Source organism: Nonomuraea sp. NPDC050783, assembly GCF_040802095.1.
Classification (GTDB): Bacteria; Actinomycetota; Actinomycetes; order Streptosporangiales; family Streptosporangiaceae; genus Nonomuraea.
Window position 1 is genome coordinate 1 of record NZ_JBFAHK010000061.1, and the last position, 2384, is coordinate 2384.

Consider the following 2384-nt stretch of genomic DNA (forward strand, 5'->3'; position numbering starts at 1 on the left):
TGTAGGGGGCGACGGTGAAGTCCTTGAGCGAGACCCAGCCCGACTTCGGGGTGGCCAGCGGGCCGGTGGAGGTCCAGCGGTAGGAGGACGGCAGGGCGCACTCGCCGGGGTTGCCGCCGCCGTCGTCCACCTTGGCGAGCTGCCACTGCTGGTTGGCGCCGCCCCAGTCGTCGTACTGGACGATGTTGGCGCCGTCGGCGGTGGAGGCGCCCTGCACCTCCAGGGCCTTGTTGCTGTTGCGCGAGATGAAGCGCACGTAGCCGTCGGAGCTGTCGGCCAGGCGCCACTGCTGGTTGGTGCCGTTGGCGTCGGACCACTGGACGATCGCGCCGCCGTTGGCGGTGGAGAAGTTGTAGACGTCCAGGACCTTGCCGGAGTGGCGGGACTTGATGCGGTAGTAGCCGCCGCCGGAGTCGACGAACTGCCACTGCTGCTGGTTCTGGTTGTTACGGGTCCACTGGGTGATGCGCGCGCCGTCGTTGGTGGCCAGGTTGTAGACGTCCAGGGCCTTGCCGCTGTTGCGGTTGACCAGGACGTACCAGGCGTTGGTGTCCACGGTGGCGGCACTGGCGGACTGCGCCTGGAGGGCGACGAGCATGCTCGCCAGTAAGGTGACCACCGTCGCGAGAACGGGTAGGGACCTGAATTTCATGACGTGCTCCGATTTATCTGACTTGAACGGGTTGCCATGGTCGGATGACGAGGGCCTGGGGCACGCGCCTCACAGGAACCTCCAGAGGTTGGTGTTCGCGCCGTTGTCGTCGGCGAGCACGACCTGCGCGCCCTGCCCGGTGCCGGCGAGCCCGAGGACCCGGCCGCCGTTGGCGCACTGGATGCGGAAGTCCACGCCGGAGCCGAGGCGCAGCCGCCAGCGGTGGTCGGCGGTGCCGGAGTCGGCCCACTGCACGACGCGCGACCCGGCGGCGGTGCCCATGCCCTCCACGCCCAGCACCTTCTGGCTGGCCGAGTTGCGCAGCCGCAGGTAGCCGCCGGTGTCGGCGACCGCCGTCCACAGGTGGTCGGCGGTGCCGGTGTCGCCCCACTGGATGACGAGCGCGCCGTCGGCCGTGGACATGCCGGTGACGCCGAGCACCAGGCCGGTGCCCACGTTCTGGATGCGCCGCGCGCCGTTCGGCAGGAAGCGCCACAGGTTGTCCGGGCTGCCGTTGTCGGAGTCCTGGACCACCGCGGCGCCGTTGGCCGTCGAGCCGTTCTGGACGCCGAGCAGCTTGGAGCTGTTGACGTTGCGGAGCTTGACGGAGCCGTCGCCGGTGTCGGTGACCGTCCAGCGGTGGTCGGCGGTGCCGTTGTCGCTCCACTGGAGCACCCGGGCGTTGTCGGCGGTGGACATGTTCTCGACGCCGAGCACCTTGCCGCTGTTCACGTTGCGGAGCCGTAGGGCGTTGCCGTCCACGACCGGGACCCAGTCGTGGTCGGCGGTGCCGTTGTCGGTCCACAGCAGGGCCGGGCCGCCGTCGGCGGTGGACATGTCCTGGATGCCGAGGACCAGCCCGCTGGCCGCGTTGACCAGCCGGAAGGTGGCCGCGCCGGGATCGCCCTGCCCGCCGGTGTTCCAGTAGACGACGTAGTTGTGGCCGTGGGCCTCGTAGAACGGCTCCAGCCGCACCGACGCGCCGCCGGCCGTGGCGGTGAAGGCCAGCGAGGAGGAGCTGGTCCGGGTGATCGAGGACGGGGTGAGGGTGGGGGCCGAGGACAGGGTGGTGTTGCCGTAGTCGCCGGACAGCACGACCGGGCCGTAGGTGACGGCCTGCAGGCCGGGGTTGTCGTCGGCGGCCTTCATGATCACCCGCATGGGCAGGCGCACGGTCACGGTGTCGCCCGGCGCCCACGACCGGGTGAGGGCGGCGTAGCTGCCCGGCGTGGCGGTGACGTCCTGCTGGGTCCCGTTGACGCTGATCGTGGCGCCCTGCGTCCAGGCCGGGATGCGGATGCGCATCGTCCACGACCCGCTCACGTTCCCGGTGACCCGCAGCGACGTGGTGTCGCCCGCCGGGTAGGTGGTCGTCTGGACGACCGTGATGCCGCGCTGGCTCCAGTCGAGCGTGGAGGGCACGAACAGGTTCACGAACAGCGTGGTGCCGTTGTGGAAGTAGATCGAGTCCATCAGCTTGGTGTTGGTCTCGATCCCGGTGCCCTGGCAGCACCAGAAGGAGTTGTAGTCCGTGCTCCAGGTGCCGCCGCCCCACGCCGGGCCGACGCCCCGGCGCCCTCCGGGGTTGAGCGGGGTGAAGTAGGTGACGTGCCCGTGCGCGTCCGCCGGGTTCTGCTGCCCGATCAGGTGGTTGAGCAGGGCGTTCTCGTAGTAGTCGAAGTAGTCGGCCCGGTCCGGCGCCAGCAGCCACAGCTCCCGGGTCAGCTTGAGC

2 protein-coding genes are annotated in these 2384 nt (G+C 70.1%); both read right to left on the reverse strand.

Annotated elements, in window-relative coordinates; translation table 11 throughout:
- Positions 1–652 (reverse strand): non-reducing end alpha-L-arabinofuranosidase family hydrolase (locus tag AB0H75_RS50110; protein WP_367809174.1); only part of this gene is annotated, 652 nt, incomplete at its 3' end.
- A 69-nt stretch (positions 653–721) separates the two neighbouring features.
- Positions 722–2384 (reverse strand): RICIN domain-containing protein (locus AB0H75_RS50115; RefSeq protein WP_367809176.1); only part of this gene is annotated, 1663 nt, incomplete at its 5' end.